This is a genomic window from Flavobacterium sp. Arc2 (genome assembly GCF_041431385.1).
GTDB lineage: Bacteria > Bacteroidota > Bacteroidia > Flavobacteriales > Flavobacteriaceae > Flavobacterium.
The window spans coordinates 159,824-180,543 of the sequence record NZ_JASMRH010000003.1; the positions used below are offsets into that span (position 1 = coordinate 159,824).

The following is a 20,720-nucleotide window of genomic DNA, read 5'->3' on the forward strand; positions in this document are numbered from 1 at the left end:
CCAATGTTAAAAATAGGTCATCGTGGCGCTAGAGGTTATGAACCGGAGAATACCCTTATTGGTTTCCAGAAAGCAATTGACCTGCATGTGGATGACATTGAACTAGATGTACATTTAAGTGCAGATGGGGAAATAATGGTCATTCATGACGAGACAATTGACCGAACAACTAATGGAAAAGGTACGATAAACCAACTCACGTTGCAAGAACTGAAACAATTCCAGATTGAGAAAAATCAACGCATCCCGACATTAACTGAAGTATTAAACTTCATTAATCAACGCTGTGATGTTAATATCGAATTGAAAAGTTATGAAACTGCACATAAAGTGGTTGCTTTAATCGAAAAATTCATTGCCAAAAAGCATTGGAATTACAGCCAATTTGTAGTTTCCAGTTTTGATTGGAAGGCATTACAACAAGTTGCTCTTTTAAATTCAGAAATACGTATTGGTGTGTTAACTGAAACAAATATAGATCTGGCGTTGGCTTTCGCCAAATTTATTCAGGCAAAATCAATCCATCCTGATTTCCATTTGTTAACCGCCGAGAACACGGCTAAACTACAGGAAGAGGGATTCGAAGTTTTCCCTTGGACGGTTAACGAGCAAGACGAAATAAAAAAAATAAAATCATTTAACGTAAACGGAATCATAAGCGATTTTCCAGATAGAATATGAACCAAAATTTTGATATAATAATAGTAGGTGGTGGAGCAGCAGGTTTTTTTACCGCAATTAACATTGTGGAGAAAAACCCAAAACTAAAAGTAGCCATATTAGAACGTGGTGCCGAAGTACTGCAAAAAGTCCGCATTTCTGGCGGAGGGCGTTGCAACGTAACCCACGCTTGTTTTGAACCAAACGAACTAGTGAAGTATTACCCGCGTGGCGAGAAAGAACTTCGTGGTCCTTTTCATCAATTTTGTTCTGGTGACACCATTGAATGGTTTGAGAAACATGGTGTCGAACTCAAAATTGAAGATGACGGAAGAATGTTTCCCGTTTCCAATTCGTCACAAACTATTATCGAATGCTTTTTACAAGCAACACAAAAATTAGGAATCGAAGTCTTGACAGGACAAAGCGTACAATCTATCTTCAAGAAGGAAAATATCTGGAAAATAGAAACCCAAAACGAGAACTATCTTGCCGAAAAATTAATTTTAGCAACAGGAAGCAACCCTAAAATATGGGAAATGTTACAAACTTACGGTCATGCGATTGTAAGCCCAGTCCCTTCCCTATTTACTTTTAACATCAAAGATTCAAGAATCAAGGAATTACCAGGTGTGGCGGCGCAAGTTACCGTTAAAGTAAAAGACACTAAACTCGAATCGACAGGTCCTCTATTAATTACGCACTGGGGAATGAGCGGTCCTGCTGTTTTAAAACTTTCGGCTTGGGGAGCAAGAATATTACATGACAAAAACTATCAGTTTACCATTTTTGTGAATTGGCTAAATGATGTCGATGCTAGTGATGCTGAGAAAAAACTAAAAGAACTAAAACAAGAACACGCCAAAAAAGCGGTATCTAAGAAATCACCTTTTGACTTCCCAAATCGTTTGTGGGAAAGCTTAGTGCTGGCTTCAGGAATAGAAACCGAAACCAAATGGGCTGATTTATCGAAAGCGCAATTGCAAAACCTATCGAATCAATTGACGAACGGTACTTTTCAAGTAAACGGAAAAAGCACCTTTAAAGAAGAATTTGTTACAGCCGGTGGAATTGATTTGAAGGAAATCAACTTCAAAACCATGGAAAGCAAACTACACAAAAATCTTTATTTCGCAGGAGAAATAGTGAATATTGACGCCATTACGGGCGGATTTAATTTCCAGAATGCGTGGACAAGTGGGTTTATTCTGGCGAATAGCATTTAGTTTTCATCTTCCATTTAATACCTTACATAGGAATCACTTATTTTAAAAAAACTAGTGATTCCTATGCGAAAAAGATATATTTTTGAGTTAGCAAACAATAAAATTTGATTCATTTATAAATATATCGTGAAAATGAAAAATAGAATTACACTTAAAAAATTATTTGTTCCTTTTAGTTTTTTTATTCTTTTTCTATTTATAACTGCTTGTACCTGCGATGACGACAAAGTAGATGACGACCAAAAATGTATTGAAGGCCAAATTTTAAACATACCAGATCCAGTTTTCAAAGCAAAGCTATTAGCTTCTACATCTTCTAATTTAATTGTTGGAAGCTTAATAAATGAAAGCATTAAAATAGACGAAAATAATGACGGTGAAATCCAAGTTTGTGAAGCAGAAAAAGTGGGCTATTTAGACCTTCGCAAATCAGGAATTACATCATTGGAAGGAATTTCGGCATTTAAAAATCTTATTATAATTCGTTGTGACGATAATGAACTAAAAACATTAGACCTGTCTAACTCGCCAAACTTAGAACAAATACACTGCAACAACAATCTATTAACAGCTTTAAATCTTAAAGGATTAAGTCGCTTACGAATTATTTATTTTCAACATAACCAAATCTCTTCGCTGAATATTACAGGCGCCAATAATATTGCTCGTTTGGAAGGTGCTTACAACTCACTAACAGAAATATCATTACTGCAACTAAAAAAATTAGAGAATTTATATATTTCTAATAATAAGTTAACAAATTTAGATGTACAAAACCTGGAAAATCTCATCTCTCTAAATTGCACTGAAAATAATTTAAAGACAATAAATGCTACCAATTGTATTAAGTTATTTGGTTTAGAATGTAATAGAAACCAAATAACCGCATTAACACTCAAAAATTGTAAAAACTTGAAAAATTTAGGTTGTTGGGGCAATAATTTGACATCACTTGACACTTCAGATTTGGTTGAGCTTTTTAATCTTGATTTAACCAACAATAAAATGATTAGCTTAGATTTGAGAAATTCAAAAAAAATTGAATACCTATCTTGTTCAGTAAACAAATTAGAATCTTTAATTATAAAAAACGAAAGTAATTTCAGAAGCTATTCCATAGAAAATAACCCAAATCTAAAATATATTTGTTGTGATTCAAGCGAAAAAGACGAAGTCTTAAGTCATGTTGCATTACATGGTTATAATTGTAGCGTAGTAACTGATTGCTTTTAAAAGTTATTCCCGTAAAAAACCTATTTAACAAAACGAATCTCGCAATAATTAACAAGATTTTACATATTTACTAAGCTTTCATTAAGACGAATCTAATAAATTTACTATCAAGTTATTAGATTCGAAACCTATGAAAGTAAAACTACTCAGTGCACTAATTCTATTCACTTCTCAATTTAGTTTCTCACAAACAATTAAAGGTAAAGTAGTCTTTAATAATTATGCAATTCCTAAAGTCGAAGTCGTTAATTCTAGTACAAAAACACTTGCAGTTTCTGATGCAAATGGAGAATTTTCAATTATTGCAAAAGCGAATGATATACTAGTATTTGTATCTAAAGAACACGAGCTAAAAAAAATAACACTTACTCCTGAAACAATTAGTAATACGCCGCTAATCGTTGAATTATCATTAAATGCAGAAGAACTAAACGAAGTTCTTATCACAAATACCCCAGCAATTACCTTATCAGCTGCCCCAGAAGTGGAACAAGTACAAAGAGATGAGATCGCGGCAGATAGAGCTGATAAAATTTTAAAGCCTCTAATGATTGATGATTTAAATATAAATAAAGGACTGAATATAATGCGAATAGGAGGATTTGTTGCAAGTCTACTTAAAAAAGAGAAAGAGGAAGTCAAAAAAGCAGTTCCTGAAATTGAATTTTCTACACTGGCAAAAAACAGTTACGACCAAAAATTCTATCTCGAAACCTTAAAGCTACAAGCTGATGAAATTGAGCTGTTCCTTCAGTTCTGTGAAGCAGACCCCAAATCAAAAATAGTTGCAGCAAACAACAATACGCTAAGTACAATGGATTTTTTATTCTCCAAAATTACGGAGTTTAAAAAGTTCGCTGCTTCAAAAAAGTAAATTCCTTTTCATCCCGTTGAACGAACTGATTAGTACTTATTCAACCACCCAACACTTGCATTTACTACCATAGTACAACCTATCAAACCAGCTGACAAATGGAACTGTTGAAATAAATGGTAAAAGTACTTTTAAAGAAGAATTTGTTACTGCCGGTGGAATAAATTAAAAGGAAATCAACTTTAAACCATAGAAAACAAGCTACCCAAAAAAAATTATTTTACCGGAGAAATTGTGAATATCGATGCAATTACTAGATGTTTTAATTTTCAGAATACGTGGACAACCGGATTTATTCTCGCGAGTAGTAGCTAGTATCAATATTTCAGATAAATAATTAACAAGAATTTACATGTTTACTAAGCTTTCATTAAGACGAATCTAATAAATTTACTATCAAGTTATTAGATTCGAAACCTATGAAAGTAAAACTACTCAGTGCACTAATTTTATTCACTTCTCATTTTAGCTTTTCACAAACAATTAAAGGCAAAGTCATATTTAATAATTATGCAATACCTAAAGTTGAAGTCATCAATGCGAATACAAAAATACTTACAGTCTCTGATGCAAATGGAGACTTTTCAATTATTGCAAAAACGAATGACATCCTAGTATTTGTATCTAAAGAACATCAAGTAAAAAAAATCACACTTAACCCCAAACTATTCACCAAAGACGAATTAGTCGTTGAATTAATTCTAAAAGCCGAGGAATTAAACGAAGTGGTCATTACAAATATGCCATCTATTAAACTAAGTATGGATGACACATGGGAACAAAAAAAGATTGACCAATATGCAATAGAAAAAAATGCAACCACTCCAAAAGTTATTGGTGTTAATATGGGAACAATTGAAAACGGAATGGATCTGAAGCGAATTGGCGGTATGGTTTTAGGTCTATTTATAAAAGAAAAAGAGGAAGTCAAAAAAGCACTTCCTGAAATTGAATTTTCCACACTGGCAAAAAAAGACTTCGCCCAAAAATTCTATCGTGAAAATTTAAAGCTACAAGCTGATGAAATTGAACTATTCCTTCAGTACTGCGAAGCAGATCCTAAATCAAAAATAGTTGCTGCAAACAACAATACGCTGAGCACGATGGATTTTTTATTCGCCAAAAACACGGAGTTTAAAAAGCTCGCTACTTCAAAAAAATAATTTGCTTTTCCATCTCTTTATACAAAGTGATTATTACTTATTCAACCACCAAATACTTCCATTTAATACAGCAGCAAAACTTACCCAAGCCAAATACGGTATAAATAAATAACCAGCGATTTTATTAATTTTAGAAAACTGAAGGTAGGTTTCATAAATCATCAACCAAAGAACAATAATTTCCAATCCTGCTAACATAGGGTTGTGTAAGCCAAAGAATAAATACGACCACAGCGCATTTAGTGCTAATTGTATTGCAAAAACAATTAATGCTTTCTTTACATTTTCTTTATCTGATTCCATACGATCCCAAACCAGTCCGGCAGCAATTCCCATCATAATATACAACATACTCCACACTGGCGCAAAAATCCAATTTGGAGGGTTAAAACTTGGCTTTATCAATGTTGGATACCAGTCTAAAATGGCAGAACGAGTCGAATTTCCAGAAAAATAACCAATCGCAAGACAGGTAACAACAACAGTAAGTATTTTGGTAAGCTTATTCATTTTGGTTTTCTATTTGCGCCAAAAATAGTCAAACTTCAGCATATTTAAAATTAAAATCCATCAATGTATGCGTTTCAAAAAAATAATACAAGGAACGTATAAACCAAAAAAGTATCTTTGCGTAAATTTTATATTTCATGTTGACAACAAACGATTTTATCCCTAAAGCTTATTCTCATAATATAGAAAGTGGTACGTTCCATTGGAGTGCTCCCAGCAATATCGCTTTGGTGAAATATTGGGGAAAAAAAGACAATCAAATCCCAGCTAATCCATCGGTGAGTTTTACCTTGAACAACTGTAAAACTGTTACTACGCTAGCTTTCACCAAAAAAGACATTTCAACTACGCTCAATGCGGCAAATAATACTTTTTCGTTTGATTTACTTTTTGAAGGCAAACCAAAAGAAGATTTCAAGCCTAAAATTGCAAAATTCTTAGAGCGAATCGAAATCTACTTGCCTTTTTTGAAAGAATATCATTTTACTATAGACACTCAAAACACCTTTCCTCATAGCTCTGGAATCGCTTCATCAGCATCTGGAATGGCGGCTTTAGCGATGAACTTTATGAGTTTAGAAAAAGAGTTGAATCCGGAAATGTCGCAAGAATACTTTTATCAAAAGGCTTCTTTTTTGGCAAGATTGGGGTCAGGAAGTGCTTGCCGAAGCGTAAAAGGACAAGTAGTGGTTTGGGGAAACCAAGCTAATATTAAAGGAAGCTCTGATTTATATGGAGTCGAATTTCCAAATCCCATTCACGAGAATTTCAAGAATTACCAAGATACTATTCTACTAGTTGACAAAGGCGAAAAACAAGTTTCGAGCACTGTAGGTCATGATTTGATGCACGATCATCCCTATGCTGAAAGACGATTTGCCCAAGCGCACGAAAACCTAGACAAACTAATTGCGATTTTTGAAAGCGGGAATTTGGAAGAATTTATTAAAGTAGTCGAAAGCGAAGCCTTGACTTTACATGCGATGATGATGACATCAATGCCGTATTTTATTTTAATGAAACCAAACACTTTGCAAATCATTAATGCGATTTGGAAATTCAGAAATGACACTAAAATCCCAGTGTGTTTTACACTCGATGCCGGAGCAAATGTCCATGTATTGTATCCCGAAAACGTTAGCGAAAAAGTTTTGCAATTTATTCAGGACGAATTAGTTGGCTTTTGCCAAAATGGGCAGTACATTTGTGACGAAATTGGAAATGGAGCTGTATCTAATTAATTCCATTTTTTTGCTTACCTTTATATCCAAAGCATTGAATTTATGGATATTCCAGTAGAAAAATTAGAAATAATTAAATTATTGATAGAAACCAATGATAGTTCTATTGTTGAAGCCATAAAAAACATTTTCGAATTGCATAAAAAAACGGTTTGGAACGAATTGTCTCCTGAACAACAAGAAGAAATTGAGTTCAAGATTCTGGAAGAGAATCGAGGAGATCAAGTAGAATTATAAAAAATAATACCAATATAATTACCAACCCCAAATTGATAATTCACGAAAATATGAAAGGACCTTTATTTTACTCAAAAATATTACTCTTTGGAGAATACGGAATTATTCGTGACTCGAAAGGGCTTTCGATTCCTTATAACTTTTATAATGGCGCATTGAAAAGAGATGAAGATCCATCTCCCCAAGCGATTGCATCTAATGCAAGTTTGAAGCGTTTTGCTGATTATCTTGAAACAATGCAAAACGAGCAACCGGAGTTGGCAACTTTTGATTTAGCTGAATTAAAAAGCGATATTGAAACAGGAATGTATTTTGACTCTAGCATTCCACAAGGATATGGTGTAGGAAGTAGTGGTGCTCTAGTAGCAGCTATCTACGACAAATATGCTCAAAACAAAATTACTGTTCTTGAGAATTTGACACGCGAGAAACTATTGCAATTAAAAAATATATTCTCTCAAATGGAAAGCTTTTTTCACGGAAAAAGCTCAGGATTAGATCCTTTAAACAGCTATTTAAGTATACCAATATTAATTAATTCTAAAGATAATATTGAAGCCACTGGCATTCCAAATCAAATTTTGGATGGAAAAGGCGCTGTATTTTTGTTAGATTCAGGAATTGTTGGAGAAACGGCCCCTATGGTGAGTATCTTCATGGAAAACCTAAAAGACAAAGGCTTCCGTACCATGCTAAAAAATCAGTTTGTAAAATATACTGATGCTTGTGTAGAAAATTTCCTTGGCGGAGACATGAAAGCATTGTTTATGAATACTAAAAAATTATCAAGCGTAGTTTTGAATAATTTCAAACCTATGATTCCAGAACAATTCCATGCTATTTGGCAAAAAGGAATTGATACTAATGATTACTACCTAAAATTATGTGGTTCTGGCGGAGGTGGTTACATCTTAGGTTTTACCGAAGATTTAGAACGCGCTAAAGTTTCCTTGAAAGACTATAAACTAGAAGTAGTGTACCAGTTTTAATTGGCAATAAAAAATCTATTTAAAGCTTAAAATCCCTCGTGATTTTAAGCTTTAATCTTTTAAAAAAACACCATGTTAGGCAGAAAGCAGAAGCTTTTAATAATGAAGATCGTAAGTTTATTCTCGGTGGTAAGAGGATATAATATTCCTATTATTATTTTGGCGCAATACCTTTCAGCCATTTTTATCCTAGCTCCTGAAAAAAGAGCACTCGCTGTACTACTCGATTTCAACTTATTCATTCTTGTCTTTGCTTCCTCGTTAACAATTGCTTCAGGCTACATCATTAATAACTTTTATGACAGCCGAAAAGATTTGATTAACCGTCCTAATAAGTCTATGCTTGACCGACTGGTTAGCCAGAAAACAAAACTTACTGTGTACTTTTCGCTGAATTTCATTGTAGCCATAATGGCTCTATTTATATCATGGCGTGCTTTTTTATTCTTTTCAGCGTACATCTTCTTGATTTGGTTTTACTCGCATAAAGTAAAAAGATACCCCGTAATAGGAAATCTAACTGCTGCTTTACTAGCTGTTATTCCGTTTTTTGCAATATTGTTGCATTACTATAACGATCTTACCTTTGAAGAATTCGAAAATTACAAAGGACATTTCGCTGTTATTTTTGCCCACGCTAGTTTTCTTTCGCTATTGATTCTCATACGTGAAATGATCAAAGATTTAGAAAATATAAAAGGGGACTTGGCTAATGATTACAAAACGATTCCCATTGTCTATGGCGAAATACTTTCTAAAAAAATAATAACAGCCCTAACAGTGCTAACCATCTTACCTGTTTATATGCTGATCGAAATTTATGATGTGGGTTACATGGATATTTATTTTTACTTCAGCTTCATTGTCTTGATTTTCTTTGTCCTTTACTTGTGGAAGTCCACTAAAAAGGAACAGTACCTATTACTTCACAACGTACTTAAATTCTTGATTGTCTCTGGTGTCTTTTGCATCGTGTTGATTAACCCCTCCGTATTATGGAGTGGAAAGAAACTATTACTGCTTATATAAGCGAAAATCACCGCTTTAAAACCTGATTTTTATATTTTTCTTACCCTGATTGAAATGACATCCTGTTTATCCTGAACTTGTTTCCGGATTCTGAAACAAGTTCAGAATAAAAAGATATACTGCCCCAACGCTTCGGGAGTGGAAACAGCTCCAAGAAAACAAAATAAAAACTTATTAATTAGATAGTTACCGTTTTATAATTGCCTTATATCGATTAGCAATAATATAAATACTATCTTTGCACAAATTATGGAATATTATGAATAATAAGGAAGGCAATAATAAAAAAAGCGGTGCTAGACCAACGAGTTCTAGACCTAGCTCTAATAAGCCAAAACCTGCGATGCAAAAAAGGGCACAAGGGCCAAAAAAAGTAAAAATAAACACTAAAGTTGCAGAAGTAGTTTCTGACAAGGTTGAAAAAAAACCGAATCAGGCACCTAAGAGACCTAAAGTTAAAGACGAAATTCGTTTGAATAAATATATCGCCAATTCTGGTGCTTGCTCACGTCGTGATGCTGATATTTACATTCAATCCGGAAACGTAAAAGTAAATGGAATCCCTGTTGTTGAAATGGGATACATGGTTAAACCGGGTGATGTAGTGAATTTTGACGGAGCAACTTTGACTCCTGAGAAAAAAGTTTACATTTTATTAAACAAGCCTAAAAACTTTACGACAGCACTTGATGAAGGTCAGGAATTTCGTAATGTTTTAGAATTAGTAAAAGGTTCTACAACTGCAAAAATTGGAGCTGTAGGAAGAATGGATAAAAACACAACTGGTCTTTTATTGTTTACAAACGATACAGACATGTTGCGTAAATTCACTTTACCAAGCCAAAAATCATCTAAAATCTACCACGTATCTTTAGACAAAAATCTGAAATTTGAAGATTTAGAAAAAATCAACAAAGGGTTAACTCTTGACGGACACCGTGTTTTTGTAGAAGACATAAGCTATATTGAAGGAGAAGCTAAAAGCGAAATAGGATTGAAATTAAGATCATCAAATGTAAAAGTAGTTCGTTCTATTTTTGAACATTTTAGTTATGATGTTTTAAGAATTGACAGAGTATCGTTTGCAGGTTTGACTAAGAAAAACCTACCAAGAGGAAACTGGAGATTACTTACTGATCAAGAAATCATCAACTTGAAAAACGTATAATACTTCATTGAAATTATTACATAGAAAATCCCGTTCGTGACAAACGAATGGGATTTTTTTAATTAAATATACAAAGCCTACACCATGACGCCAGAAAAATTACAATCAATTGCATTTAAATGGTTTGAGACTTTCAACAATAAAGAATTAGAAAAACTCTTAGCTTTATACGATGAAGATGCCGCGCACTATAGTCCTAAACTAAAAATCCACAAGCCGGAAACAAATGGTATTGTAAAAGGACAACAAGCATTACGCGAATGGTGGCAGGATGCTTTTGAGCGTTTACCTACCTTAAACTACAAAGTGACTTCACTTACCGCAAACGGCGACCGCGTTTTTATGGAATACATAAGAACAGTAGATGGAGAAGATGAAATGCTTGTTGCAGAAGTATTAGACATAAGAGAAGACAAAATTGTTGCTTCAAGAGTATATCACGGATAAAAGTATAATTTATATTCTAAAAATCCATTTCGACTAGATCGAAATGGATTTTTTTTTATAACACTACTTCAATAGTCTCATAAAAGGCTTTCATCGTAAATTATAGCAAATAATTGCCTAATTTTGAATATCCATATCTCTCTTAAATTTTGTCAATTAAAGGCTTTCATTCAAAATAGAATAATGCGTACACTCTATCTTAATTTATTTGTACTACTGTTAATTTCATTTGCAAGTTGCCAGCAAAAGGAAAAACCAAGCGCTATAGCCAAAAAAAATATTTTTACCAATACACAAAACCAAACACGAGATTCACTAAGTATCAATTTAATAGATTTGCAAAAGCTTGGTAAATTAAAAAAAACTCAAGTAGTAACCGTAGCTAACGACCCCGTTTACCACAGCACAAAACACTACAATGCACTTCCTTTTCTCGATTTACTAAATAGCTACACTGCTATAAAAAACATAGACATTAATAAATACCAAATTGTCTTTGAATGCGAAGACGGATACAAACCGATGATGCCCTTGCAACAATTTGTTTCGGTAAAATCATTTCTTGCCGTTAGTGATGTAGACGCACCAAAAGGACAGTTATGGTCAAAAATTACTAAAGACGGACACGAAATGAATGCGGCTCCTTTTTATTTAGTTTACCAAGAGGTGTCCACAAAAGACACTGATCTAAAATGGCCTTACAACCTTATAAAAATACACCTTGTCGCTAACAGTCAAAATATCGCTTTACTGTTCCCCAAAGATGACGCTAAGGCTCAGCTAGGCTTTGAATTATTCAACAAAAATTGCGTCACTTGCCATTCCATTAATAAGACTGGAGGAAATATGGGACCGGAATTAAATTACCCGAAAAGCGTAACCGAATATTGGGACAAAAAACAATTAAAAGAATTCATCAAGAATCCCGCTTCCTTTAGGAATGGAGTAAAAATGCCAATTCCTGCAAACGTCACTGCAAAAGACATAGATGAAATTGTCTATTATTTAGAATACATGGCAAACCATAAGCTATAAAACCACATTAAATTCAGAAAGAGTTTTTTAAAAAAACAACTTCATTTTTAGATATCAAAATAGCTTCTCACTTTATAAGCCGTTCTTGTAATAGTCTAAAAAACAGAACATCACATGCGAATTATTTCGAAGAAAACTATTATTAATCTGAAATCAATTTTTTTGAGTAAATTAGCTTCAGCTACCCAACAATTAATTGATATGAAAAGAACATCCGTCCTTATTTTATTACCTATTTTTTCCTTACTGCTTGTGAATTGCAAAAAAGAGAACAATAAAGAGATTGACAAAAGAGACTTTAGCGCCTTAACAAAAAGCTATTTCGACGATAAAAATACCTTGGATCCTTTGAGCGCAACGCAAAGCGGTCAAAATGAGTACAACGATAAGTTACAGTTTGAGATGACTGACAGTTTCAGAAAAGATCAATTAACTTTTTTCAATAAATATGAAACTGCCTTAAATAAGGTTAAAGACACAGAACTTACCCCTGAAGAAAAAAATAGTTATGAAATTATAAAATGGGAAGTTGAAGTTGGTAAAGAATTATTAAAACAACCTACTAACCTGATACCGATTCATCAGTTTTGGGGAACCCATTTAACAATGGGGCAATATGCAGGCGGAACCAGCGCACAACCCTTTAAAACAGAAAAAGATTACACCAATTTCCTAAAGAGAATGGACTCGTATAGCGTCTGGATTGATTCAGCAATGGTTTATATGAAAAAAGGAATCGAACAAGGAATTGTATTACCAAAAGCATTGACTACGAAAGTGATTCCGCAGTTTGAAAATATGCCCACCGCTAATATAAAAGACAATCTGTTTTATTCTTCCATCAATTTAATGCCTTCTACATTTTCTGAAGAAACAAAGAAGAATTTAACGGCCAAGTATACCGCCGCAATCAATGACAAACTGATTCCTCAGTTTAAAAAAATGACTGCTTTTCTTAAAAACGAATACCTGCCCGCATCTAGATTAACCAGTGGCATAGGAAGTTTACCTTTTGGGAAAGAACTATATGCCACTTACGCAAAGCAGTGGACTACAACTAACATGACTCCTGGAGAAATTCATGAGTTAGGATTAAAAGAAGTAGCAAGATTAAATGCGGAAATGGAAAAGGTAAAAGCTCAGGTTGGCTTTAAAGGAACATTACTTGAATTTTTTGATTTCGTAAGAAACAAGCCCGAACTAAAACCATTCAAAAAGCCAGAAGAGGTAATTGCTAATTTTGAAAGAATCTACACTACAATAAAACCAAACGTAGACAAGTTATTCTCACTCCAGCCCAAAACAAAATTTGAAATTAGGAGAACAGAAGCATTTAGAGAAAAAACAGCTAGTGCAGAATACAGTCAAGGTACCGCAGACGGTTCACGTCCTGGTATTTTTTATGTACCAATACCAGATGTCAAAGAATACAACATGTATGGCGACGAAGATTTATTTTTGCACGAAGCAATTCCTGGACATCATTTCCAAATCTCTTTACAACAAGAAAATACCGCGTTACCTGATTTCAGAAAATACAATTGGTTTGGCGCTTACGGCGAAGGCTGGGCTCTATACACAGAAAGTCTAGGTCAAGAATTAGGCTTGTATAAAGATCCTTACCAATATTTTGGCATGTTAGGAAATGAAATGCACAGAGCGGTACGCCTAGTTGTTGACACAGGAATCCACAGTAAAGGATGGACCAGGGAACAAGCTATTCAATACTCAATGAAAAATGAAGCCGAAAGTGAAGCCGGAATTACTACAGAAATCGAACGCTATATGGCGATTCCAGGACAAGCTTTATCCTATAAAATTGGGCAATTGAAAATCATGGAATTGCGCAAAAGAGCACAAGACAAAATGGGCCCTAAATTTAACATTAAGAAGTTTCATGAAAAAGTGCTGGAATCTGGCGTGATGCCATTGGCCCTATTGGAAAAAAAGATTGACGCTTGGATTGCAGAAAAATAAAATATTTTTTAATAATAGACATAAAAAAAACTTCTCGATTGAGAAGTATTCCACCAATTCCTAATAAACTGATGTAGTGTCATTAAAATAAAAAACTTCACTACAACTATTTATTTTGAAAATAACAAGTAAATGCTTTATCTTTAGTTACCCAAATTTAAAAAAGATGAACAGCTTCGAACAAACAAAACTATTATTGAATGAGTCCTCTTTATTTTATATAATAACCACTGATATGGATGGTAACTATTCGTATGTAAACGGAAATTACGCTAAAGAATTTTCACACATAAATAGCAATTTTCTTGGGCAGCCCTATTATATTACAATGCATCCTGATGATATTAGTACCTGTCTTGAAGTCTCTACCGAATGTTTTAAGCATCCAGGTAAATTATTTACGGCGATAATTAGAAAACATGACGGCGAGGGTGATTACGTTTATACTCAGTGGGAATATAAAGCAATGTTTGATGATGAAAAAAATCCTGTTGGAGTATTTTGTCTAGGACATAATATAACAAAATATATTGCTGAACAAATACAATTGAAAAAGGTAGTAGAAGAAAATGAAAAAAAAAATCTTATTATAGAAAACATCGTCTTTCAACAATCCCATCTAGTTCGGGCTCCATTAAGTAATTTAATCGGACTCACAACTGTTTTTTTGGACAACACATTACTCGATACTGACACAACTTATACTTGTGAAATGATATTAGAAAGCACTAGGCAACTTGATGAAATCATTAGAAGCATTGTAACTACTGCTAGAACTTAGATTAATTTGCCGCCTTAGAACAAATTGCCACTTAACAAATACAGGTGCAACCAATTTTAAAAATAAAATAAATCATTTTTAAATATAATACATTACTATAATTCAAGTAAACCTGAACGTTTTCAAATCAATCCGATTAAGACAAAAAGTCGATAACCCATTTATATTTATTTATGGGGCATTAGCCAGATAACCATTTCCTTTTTTGAGATCAGAAAAAGGCATTTCATAATCTGAGCGTTTGAAAAGCAAGGACTCTTATAAAAACAAAAAGTATTTAACAAAAAAAAGCTTCTCAGTTGAGAAGCTTTTTTCGTGCGGATAATAGGACTCGAACCTACACGCCTTGCGGCACCAGATCCTAAGTCTGGCATGTCTACCAATTTCACCATATCCGCGTGCAATTGTGGGTGCAAATATAGACATAAGTTTGAACTTTCAAAACATTTTTTAAAAAAAATTTTTAATTCTATTTTTTGTACTTTTGAAACTATAAAAAATTAGTTAATAAATGGAAAATATCAAGTCATACGTACAAGAAAACAAAGACCGTTTTATCAACGAGTTAATAGAATTATTAAAAATGCCATCTGTAAGTGCAGATGCAGCCTACTCGCAAGATGTTATTGAGACTTCTGAAGCGGTAAAAGTAAGTCTGGAAAAAGCAGGTTGTGATTTTGTAGAAATCTGTGAAACTGACGGTTACCCTATTGTTTATGGTGAAAAAATAATTGACAAAAACTTGCCAACGGTATTAGTTTATGGTCATTATGATGTACAGCCGGCCGATCCGATGGAGCTTTGGACTTCTCCCCCATTTGAGCCTGTGATAAAAAAAACCGACATTCATCCGGAAGGAGCCATTTTTGCACGTGGTGCCTGTGATGATAAAGGACAAATGTACATGCACGTAAAAGCATTCGAATACATGATCCAAAGTAATACTTTGCCTTGTAACGTGAAATTCATGATTGAAGGTGAAGAAGAAGTAGGAAGTGTAAACTTAAAAACCTTTGTTGAAAACAACAATGAAAAGCTTAAAAATGATGTGATTTTAATTTCAGACACTGGAATGATCTCAAATCAACAACCTTCTATTACAACAGGTCTTCGCGGATTAAGTTATGTCGAAGTAGAAGTTACAGGACCCAACCGTGATTTACATTCCGGTTTATACGGTGGTGCAGTGGCTAATCCAATCAATATTTTGGCAAAAATGATTGCTTCTCTTCATGACGAAAACAATCATATTACCATTCCTGGATTTTATGACAATGTAGAGGAACTATCTCTTGAAGAAAGAGCCGAAATGGCAAAAGCGCCATTCAGCTTGGAAAAATATAAAAAAGCACTTGACCTGAAAGACGTTTATGGCGAAAAAGGATATGTGACTAACGAAAGAAACTCTATTCGTCCTACATTAGACGTAAACGGAATCTGGGGAGGTTATACTGGTGCAGGAGCAAAAACGGTTATCGCAAGTCAAGCGTTCGCTAAAATCTCCATGCGTTTAGTACCTAACCAAGAATGGGAACAAATTACTGAGTTATTCACTAAACACTTCATGAGCCTCGCTCCTGCTGGAGTAACCGTAAAAGTTACGCCACATCACGGAGGTCAGGGTTATGTAACTCCTATCGACAGCATAGGGTACAAGGCCGCTAACATGGCATATACGGAGACTTTTGGAGTTCCGGCTATTCCAGTTCGTTCTGGCGGAAGTATCCCTATTGTAGCTTTATTCGAAAAAGAATTAAAAAGCAAAACAATCCTAATGGGATTTGGTTTAGATAGCGATGCCATTCACTCGCCAAACGAACATTTCGGAATCTTCAATTACCTTAAAGGAATCGAAACTATTCCGTTGTTTTACAAATATTTTGTAGAGTTGTCTAAATAACATTTCTTAGATACTGAAAGTTCCAGTTTTTTTGAAAAAGAACAAAACAAATAAGTATCGAAAATCTTTTAAAATAAATAATCCGCTCCTCATCGAGCGGATTTTTTTTGGGGCGTTCCCTAGTTGCACAAACTTTTTTCAAATTCACACGTCCGTTCTGCAACGAGGTCAGGCTATCCGCTGCAATCTTATTTGTAAAAACAAATAAGGATTTCCACTACTATCCTTAACGCAACTTCCTAATAACTAAATATTTCTACACAAAAACTTGTTTTATTAATTAATTGTTCTACATTTGTAGAGCAACATCTTTTTCTGTAGAGCAAAAACACATGAAAAAACTAATTATCATTCTAAGTTGTCTAATTTTGAGTTTGTTTTCCTGTAAAACCAACCAAAAAATAAATAAAAAAAGAGAAGGTCTTTGGATAGAACAATATTCACTAGACAGTCTGCATTATAAATCAGTCGGAAAATATAAAAACGACGATCCCATAAAAAAATGGCGTTATTATCTAGACGGTAAAATAATCAAAAAAGAAAAGTACAAAGGAAATGCCTGTTACACCAAATTTTATCACAAAAATGGAAAAACACAGTCCCGAGGAAAAACAGTTTTAGACACCAGCACAAAATACGCCCATTGGTTTTACAGTGGCAACTGGGAATTCTACAACGATAAAGGAAAACTAATAATCAAACGAAATTATAACAATGGCAAGCTTGCTTCTGAAATAATCTTGCAATAAAACTTTAAAAAAATAAAAATGCAACAGCTAACAAACGCCGAAGAACAACTAATGGAGCACCTCTGGAAATTAGAGAGAGCATTTATGAAAGACCTACTCGAAGCATTTCCAGAACCAAAACCCAAGACGACTACCGTAGCCACTTTGCTAAAAAGAATGATTGACAAAGAATTTGTAGCCTATACTGAGTTTGGCAACTCTAGAGAATACTATCCATTAGTAAAAAAAACAGCGTATTTCTCTAAACATGTAAACGGACTGATAAAAGATTTCTTTAACGATTCTGCTTCACAGTTTGCTTCTTTCTTTACCAATGAAACTAATCTCACCGAAAAGGAATTAGAAGAGCTCAAAAAAATAGTAGATAATGCCATTCAAAAAAAGAAAAAATGAACGACTTTTTAATCAAATCAACAGTTTCATTGTTCGTGCTTTTAGTTGCGTACCATTTAGTATTGGAGAAAGAAAAAATACATCAATTCAACAGGTTTTACCTATTGTTCTGCTTATTGTTTTCATTCACGATTCCGTTTATAACTTTTGAAGTAATTCAGGAAATCACAAATCCATTAATTGCGCAAAACACTGTAAAACTCGAGGGAGAAACTATAGCTGCTGTGCAAGACTCAACAAATTATTGGTTAATTTCAATCTGGTCGATTTATACTGCAGTGACCTCAATATTACTATATCGGTTTATCAGAAACATTATAAAATTGAACGTGAAAGCAAAATCCAGCGAAGCAATTACTTATAAAAATTCTCAATTAATTTTGCTAAAAGAAGCAACATTGCCGTACACATTCTTGAATAAAATCTTCATCAATCAAGATGATTATCACAATCGAAAAATTGAAGCTGAACTGTACACACACGAGTTAATACACGTAACCCAAAGACATACACTAGACATATTACTCATTGAAACTCTGAAAGTATTCTTTTGGTTTAACCCTATATTTATTTTCTATAAAAAAGCGATCCAACTCAATCACGAATTTCTTGCTGATGAGAAAGTCGTAAAATCACATAACGATGTTCCGTTTTACCAGAACCTATTAATTTCTAAGGCAAACGCGAACCCAACCTATTACTTGGCCAGTAATTTAAACTATTCAGTAACTAAAAAACGATTAATTATGATGACAAAAACCACATCGACAACAACAGCATTATTTAAAAAGGGACTTATTATTCCTTTAATGACTGGACTTCTATTTTCATTATGCACAAAAGTAGTAGCACAAGAAAGTAACAAAAAAGAGGAAAGTACCGCTACAAACAAATCTACTTTATTTAAAAACTACTACGACAAAACTACATTTAAGGTTAAAGATGAAAACGGAAAAGTTGTTGCCGATAAAAAATACGCAGATTTAACAACTAAAGAAAAAAACCTAGTTCCTCCATTTATTTACAACAAAAACAAACCTTTGACTAACAGCGAAGTTGATCGAGTAATGAAAGAAGGGGGGCCAGAAACATTTGTTATAGATCCGTACGACCCAAAGAATATTAAAGTAAAAGACGAAGATGAAAATGCAGTCTACAGTACAACTGGGTTAACGGAAAAACCAGCATATCCTGGAGGAATGGAGAGTTTCTATAAATTTGTTGGCGAAAATTTTACAATTTCAAACGAAGCTTATGAAAACAAATTAAAAGGAAAAGTATACGTAACTTTTACTGTTGAAAAAGACGGCTCTTTAACCGATTTTAGAATCCTAAGAGACATAGGGCATGGAACTGGCGAAGAGGCAGTTCGAGTTTTAAAACTATCCCCTAAATGGATCCCCGGTAAAATAAATGAAGAACCCGTTCGAACTATGTACAGCTTACCTATTACTGTTCAAACTGCAAAATAGTTTTTAAAACAATAAATCCGCTTCTACTAGAGGCGGATTTATCTTACTACAAAATCTAAAAAAGGGCTAACTAAATTCTCAATCAGGTTTATACCCTAAATACGGCATCATTTGTTCTTTAAAAACAACTCCATATTCCTCTAATTCTTTCAAAATAGGTAAATACACTTCTTTTCGTATAGGTAATTGTACTCCGGGAGTGGTTATCTTTCCGTTCAGTATTAGTAAAGTCGCCATGGCAACTGGCAATCCAACGGTCTTAGCCATCGCTGTATAAGTTTGGTCTTCGCCAATGCAAACCATTTTAGAATCGATTTGTTTCTTTACACCATCTAACTCGTATCCGAATTTATGATACATCACGATCATATCCTTATCGTCTGATTCTAATGTCCACTTATCACTTAAAATTTTTTCCAGTATTTGTGCCGGCGTGCCTTTTTTAAGACCCACTATTTTTTTGCTATTGAATAAATCCAATTCCAAAAGCTTATCCCACATAATATCATCCTGATCAATTTTTAGAATCAATCGTGTCTTAATTTCTACTGAATCTGTAGGATGGTAAGGCAAGAATGAGTTTACAAATTGTCGGTAACTCATGTTTTCACAATCTTCCATCACATAGCTTTCATCCGTCATTCCCAGTTGAACAAACATATTCCAAGCTTTTGAAAATCCAACACGACGAATAGTACCTCGATATAAGGTTAGTACATCATCTAAACCATAAACACTTCTATATTTTAAAGAATCTCTGTTAGAATAGGCTTCAAATCGACCATATCCCTCCACTTGTAAGAATTCTGTTCTTCTAAATAAATTACAATAGGGGATATATTTATAAGTTCCCTCTTGAATAAATTTAGCTGCGCCACCCTGTCCGGCAAGTACAACATTGCGGGGCGCCCATGTGAACTTATAATTCCACAAATTTGTATCAGACTCAGGAGCGACTAGTCCGCCGCAAAAAGATTCAAACAAAAGCATCTTCCCTTCTTTATCCCTGATTTCATCAATAATCTTCATGGCACTCATATGATCAACCCCTGGATCAAGCCCAATTTCATTCATGAAGATCAAATTATTTTCCTTTACTGCTTCATCGAGTTCCTGCATAGCATCACTAACATAAGAAGCAGTAACCAAGTTCTTTTTATAAACGACGCAATCTCTAGCTACTTCAATATGCAAATGAGCTGGTAACATCGAGATAACGATATCTGCCTTTTCTATAGCTTCTTTTCTCTGACTAGTATCAAAAATATCTAAGGCTATTGCAGTAGCATTGGGATGATTGTTTGTTTTCTTTTGGGCTAAAGCCAATGACAGATCACCAATAACAAGATGTAGGTTCTCCTTTTCTGATTTATTTAAAAGATATTGTATCAACGAGGATGCTGATCTACCTGCACCTATAATTAAAATGGTTCTCATATGTTATATAAATATAACACAAATATATATAATTGTTGTATTTATAACAAATAGTCCTTGTTAAAAACGACGAGCTGTTCACAACTTAATAAACAAATTGATCTGTTTTTAATTTTTAGACCTTGATAAAGTCTAAACATAATCAACAAAAACTCTTTTATATTCACTCGATAAGGAATACTTTTACAGAGAATAAAAC

20 protein-coding genes, 1 tRNA gene and 1 pseudogene are annotated in these 20,720 nt (G+C 33.9%); 19 read left to right on the plus strand and 3 right to left on the minus strand.

What is annotated here, in order from left to right:
* The first annotated feature begins 3 nt into the window (after window positions 1-3).
* The 6 genes and pseudogenes from QO182_RS03030 to QO182_RS03055 all read left to right on the plus strand — a co-directional run bounded on the left by QO182_RS03030 (window position 4) and on the right by QO182_RS03055 (window position 5,156).
* A complete protein-coding gene (locus QO182_RS03030; RefSeq protein ID WP_371559879.1) occupies window positions 4-681 on the plus strand; it encodes a glycerophosphodiester phosphodiesterase in 678 nt (225 codons plus the stop codon).
* Entirely contained in the window at window positions 678-1,886 is a 1,209-nt protein-coding gene (locus QO182_RS03035) for an NAD(P)/FAD-dependent oxidoreductase (protein ID WP_371541566.1), read from the plus strand. The genes QO182_RS03030 and QO182_RS03035 overlap by 4 nt, the downstream gene beginning before the upstream one ends.
* Before the next feature lie 132 nt (window positions 1,887-2,018).
* Window positions 2,019-3,119, plus strand: coding sequence for a leucine-rich repeat domain-containing protein (locus tag QO182_RS03040; RefSeq protein ID WP_371559881.1), 1,101 nt, complete (start codon window positions 2,019-2,021; stop codon window positions 3,117-3,119).
* 130 nt (window positions 3,120-3,249) lie between these two features.
* Window positions 3,250-3,993: a hypothetical protein gene (locus QO182_RS03045; RefSeq protein ID WP_371559883.1), complete on the plus strand. Its 744-nt coding sequence runs from the start codon at window positions 3,250-3,252 to the stop codon at window positions 3,991-3,993.
* A 76-nt stretch (window positions 3,994-4,069) separates the two neighbouring features.
* Window positions 4,070-4,308, plus strand: a pseudogene (locus tag QO182_RS03050) (aminoacetone oxidase family FAD-binding enzyme); the annotation flags it as partial.
* A gap of 104 nt (window positions 4,309-4,412) precedes the next feature.
* Window positions 4,413-5,156: a hypothetical protein gene (locus QO182_RS03055; RefSeq protein ID WP_371541573.1), complete on the plus strand. Its 744-nt coding sequence runs from the start codon at window positions 4,413-4,415 to the stop codon at window positions 5,154-5,156.
* A gap of 33 nt (window positions 5,157-5,189) precedes the next feature.
* Here the strand turns inward: QO182_RS03055 and QO182_RS03060 are convergent, their stop codons facing one another.
* Window positions 5,190-5,666, minus strand: a complete 477-nt coding sequence (locus QO182_RS03060; protein WP_371541575.1) for a TspO/MBR family protein — start codon at window positions 5,664-5,666, stop codon at window positions 5,190-5,192.
* A gap of 137 nt (window positions 5,667-5,803) precedes the next feature.
* Between QO182_RS03060 and QO182_RS03065 the strand changes: the two genes are divergently transcribed.
* The 9 genes from QO182_RS03065 (at window position 5,804) to QO182_RS03105 (ending at window position 14,570) form a co-directional block, all read left to right on the plus strand.
* A complete protein-coding gene (locus tag QO182_RS03065) occupies window positions 5,804-6,907 on the plus strand; it encodes a diphosphomevalonate/mevalonate 3,5-bisphosphate decarboxylase family protein (protein WP_371541578.1) in 1,104 nt (367 codons plus the stop codon).
* Window positions 6,908-6,949: 42 nt separating this feature from the next.
* Window positions 6,950-7,144, plus strand: a complete 195-nt coding sequence (locus QO182_RS03070; protein WP_371541581.1) for a hypothetical protein — start codon at window positions 6,950-6,952, stop codon at window positions 7,142-7,144.
* Window positions 7,145-7,194: 50 nt separating this feature from the next.
* Window positions 7,195-8,133, plus strand: a complete 939-nt coding sequence (locus tag QO182_RS03075; protein ID WP_371541583.1) for a mevalonate kinase — start codon at window positions 7,195-7,197, stop codon at window positions 8,131-8,133.
* 72 nt (window positions 8,134-8,205) lie between these two features.
* Window positions 8,206-9,162, plus strand: a complete 957-nt coding sequence (locus QO182_RS03080; protein WP_371559885.1) for a geranylgeranylglycerol-phosphate geranylgeranyltransferase — start codon at window positions 8,206-8,208, stop codon at window positions 9,160-9,162.
* A gap of 259 nt (window positions 9,163-9,421) precedes the next feature.
* The gene (locus tag QO182_RS03085) at window positions 9,422-10,330 is read left to right on the plus strand and encodes a pseudouridine synthase (RefSeq protein WP_371541588.1); all 909 of its coding nucleotides are present in this window, start codon (window positions 9,422-9,424) and stop codon (window positions 10,328-10,330) included.
* 84 nt (window positions 10,331-10,414) lie between these two features.
* Entirely contained in the window at window positions 10,415-10,777 is a 363-nt protein-coding gene (locus QO182_RS03090) for a nuclear transport factor 2 family protein (RefSeq protein ID WP_371559886.1), read from the plus strand.
* A 183-nt stretch (window positions 10,778-10,960) separates the two neighbouring features.
* Entirely contained in the window at window positions 10,961-11,812 is an 852-nt protein-coding gene (locus tag QO182_RS03095) for a cytochrome c family protein (protein ID WP_371559888.1), read from the plus strand.
* 201 nt (window positions 11,813-12,013) lie between these two features.
* Window positions 12,014-13,789: a DUF885 family protein gene (locus QO182_RS03100; RefSeq protein ID WP_371559889.1), complete on the plus strand. Its 1,776-nt coding sequence runs from the start codon at window positions 12,014-12,016 to the stop codon at window positions 13,787-13,789.
* 166 nt (window positions 13,790-13,955) lie between these two features.
* Window positions 13,956-14,570 (plus strand): hypothetical protein, encoded by a 615-nt coding sequence (locus QO182_RS03105; protein WP_371559890.1) that lies wholly within the window; start codon window positions 13,956-13,958, stop codon window positions 14,568-14,570.
* 316 nt (window positions 14,571-14,886) lie between these two features.
* Here the strand turns inward: QO182_RS03105 and QO182_RS03110 are convergent.
* Window positions 14,887-14,968, minus strand: a tRNA-Leu gene (locus QO182_RS03110).
* Window positions 14,969-15,081: 113 nt separating this feature from the next.
* Between QO182_RS03110 and QO182_RS03115 the strand changes: the two genes are divergently transcribed.
* From QO182_RS03115 to QO182_RS03130, 4 genes are all read left to right on the plus strand, one after another.
* A complete protein-coding gene (locus QO182_RS03115) occupies window positions 15,082-16,470 on the plus strand; it encodes a dipeptidase (protein WP_371543403.1) in 1,389 nt (462 codons plus the stop codon).
* 332 nt (window positions 16,471-16,802) lie between these two features.
* A complete protein-coding gene (locus QO182_RS03120; protein ID WP_371559891.1) occupies window positions 16,803-17,219 on the plus strand; it encodes a hypothetical protein in 417 nt (138 codons plus the stop codon).
* Between the two features lie 18 nt (window positions 17,220-17,237).
* Window positions 17,238-17,612 carry a BlaI/MecI/CopY family transcriptional regulator gene (locus tag QO182_RS03125; protein WP_371559892.1) on the plus strand — a complete coding sequence of 125 codons (375 nt, stop codon included), beginning with the start codon at window positions 17,238-17,240 and terminating at the stop codon, window positions 17,610-17,612.
* On the plus strand, window positions 17,609-19,084 hold the full coding sequence (locus QO182_RS03130; protein WP_371541955.1) for a M56 family metallopeptidase: 1,476 nt from the start codon (window positions 17,609-17,611) through the stop codon (window positions 19,082-19,084). Before QO182_RS03125 ends, QO182_RS03130 begins: the two co-directional genes overlap by 4 nt.
* 78 nt (window positions 19,085-19,162) lie before the next feature.
* On the opposite strand, the gene QO182_RS03135 is transcribed toward QO182_RS03130, so the two are convergent.
* On the minus strand, window positions 19,163-20,521 hold the full coding sequence (locus tag QO182_RS03135) for a saccharopine dehydrogenase family protein (RefSeq protein ID WP_371541957.1): 1,359 nt from the start codon (window positions 20,519-20,521) through the stop codon (window positions 19,163-19,165).
* Window positions 20,522-20,720: the final 199 nt, after the last annotated feature.

What these genes read in the sequence shown, in the direction of transcription:
- QO182_RS03030 (WP_371559879.1), top strand. Translation starts at nt 4, where the DNA reads ATGTTAAAAATAGGTCATCGTGGCGCTAGAGGTTATGAACCGGAGAAT.
- QO182_RS03035 (WP_371541566.1), top strand. Translation starts at nt 678, where the DNA reads ATGAACCAAAATTTTGATATAATAATAGTAGGTGGTGGAGCAGCAGGT.
- QO182_RS03040 (WP_371559881.1), top strand. Translation starts at nt 2,019, where the DNA reads ATGAAAAATAGAATTACACTTAAAAAATTATTTGTTCCTTTTAGTTTT.
- QO182_RS03045 (WP_371559883.1), top strand. Translation starts at nt 3,250, where the DNA reads ATGAAAGTAAAACTACTCAGTGCACTAATTCTATTCACTTCTCAATTT.
- QO182_RS03055 (WP_371541573.1), top strand. Translation starts at nt 4,413, where the DNA reads ATGAAAGTAAAACTACTCAGTGCACTAATTTTATTCACTTCTCATTTT.
- QO182_RS03060 (WP_371541575.1), bottom strand. Translation starts at nt 5,666, where the DNA reads ATGAATAAGCTTACCAAAATACTTACTGTTGTTGTTACCTGTCTTGCG.
- QO182_RS03065 (WP_371541578.1), top strand. Translation starts at nt 5,804, where the DNA reads ATGTTGACAACAAACGATTTTATCCCTAAAGCTTATTCTCATAATATA.
- QO182_RS03070 (WP_371541581.1), top strand. Translation starts at nt 6,950, where the DNA reads ATGGATATTCCAGTAGAAAAATTAGAAATAATTAAATTATTGATAGAA.
- QO182_RS03075 (WP_371541583.1), top strand. Translation starts at nt 7,195, where the DNA reads ATGAAAGGACCTTTATTTTACTCAAAAATATTACTCTTTGGAGAATAC.
- QO182_RS03080 (WP_371559885.1), top strand. Translation starts at nt 8,206, where the DNA reads ATGTTAGGCAGAAAGCAGAAGCTTTTAATAATGAAGATCGTAAGTTTA.
- QO182_RS03085 (WP_371541588.1), top strand. Translation starts at nt 9,422, where the DNA reads ATGAATAATAAGGAAGGCAATAATAAAAAAAGCGGTGCTAGACCAACG.
- QO182_RS03090 (WP_371559886.1), top strand. Translation starts at nt 10,415, where the DNA reads ATGACGCCAGAAAAATTACAATCAATTGCATTTAAATGGTTTGAGACT.
- QO182_RS03095 (WP_371559888.1), top strand. Translation starts at nt 10,961, where the DNA reads ATGCGTACACTCTATCTTAATTTATTTGTACTACTGTTAATTTCATTT.
- QO182_RS03100 (WP_371559889.1), top strand. Translation starts at nt 12,014, where the DNA reads ATGAAAAGAACATCCGTCCTTATTTTATTACCTATTTTTTCCTTACTG.
- QO182_RS03105 (WP_371559890.1), top strand. Translation starts at nt 13,956, where the DNA reads ATGAACAGCTTCGAACAAACAAAACTATTATTGAATGAGTCCTCTTTA.
- QO182_RS03115 (WP_371543403.1), top strand. Translation starts at nt 15,082, where the DNA reads ATGGAAAATATCAAGTCATACGTACAAGAAAACAAAGACCGTTTTATC.
- QO182_RS03120 (WP_371559891.1), top strand. Translation starts at nt 16,803, where the DNA reads ATGAAAAAACTAATTATCATTCTAAGTTGTCTAATTTTGAGTTTGTTT.
- QO182_RS03125 (WP_371559892.1), top strand. Translation starts at nt 17,238, where the DNA reads ATGCAACAGCTAACAAACGCCGAAGAACAACTAATGGAGCACCTCTGG.
- QO182_RS03130 (WP_371541955.1), top strand. Translation starts at nt 17,609, where the DNA reads ATGAACGACTTTTTAATCAAATCAACAGTTTCATTGTTCGTGCTTTTA.
- QO182_RS03135 (WP_371541957.1), bottom strand. Translation starts at nt 20,521, where the DNA reads ATGAGAACCATTTTAATTATAGGTGCAGGTAGATCAGCATCCTCGTTG.